Here is a 502-nt window from a genome sequence, read left to right as displayed (position 1 = left end):
TTCGAACAGCCGACAATCCTTAGCACCCCACCAGCACGGCTCGTACCACTTCGATCAAGCAGTTACCGATTTCGCCCCTTCTGCAAGGAGACGAAATGAGGAGTCGTTTCATCCTTTCGGCGCTCGGGGCTGTAATGGTCGCGTTGGCGGTTGGGTGTGGCGGCGGGCAGGGCGGCGGCCACAACGCCACTTCGGTGGCACCCTCGCCGACACCCACTGTCGGGCCAACGGTGGCGCTCAATCGCATCGATGAGCTGCTCCTGCCGCCGGAAGCGGTCAGCGACATCGTCGGCTCGAAACTCAACTGGACGGGCACGCCTCCGCCTGGCTGGACCAGGCCTCCATTGCCCCCTGTCATCGACGAGGGCAACCCCGAGTGTGGGGCGCTGTTCGGGCTGGACACCAACACGGTTGGCGTGGCCTATACCGCATGGCGAAGCAATCAATACAGGGAAGAAAAGGACACTTCAGGTCATGCGGTCTATCTGGCTGTTGCGACGGT

At 62.4% G+C, this 502-nt stretch carries 1 protein-coding gene; it reads left to right on the top strand.

Going from position 1 to position 502, the window contains the following annotated elements:
• Positions 1-95: 95 nt before the first annotated feature.
• A partial coding sequence (locus A5692_RS20830; RefSeq protein WP_197514523.1) for a sensor domain-containing protein occupies positions 96-502 on the top strand: 407 nt, incomplete at its 3' end.

It is taken from the genome of Mycobacterium sp. E342 (assembly GCF_001667665.1).
Taxonomy (GTDB): domain Bacteria; phylum Actinomycetota; class Actinomycetes; order Mycobacteriales; family Mycobacteriaceae; genus Mycobacterium.
This window is presented reverse-complemented; position numbering and strand designations above follow the sequence as displayed.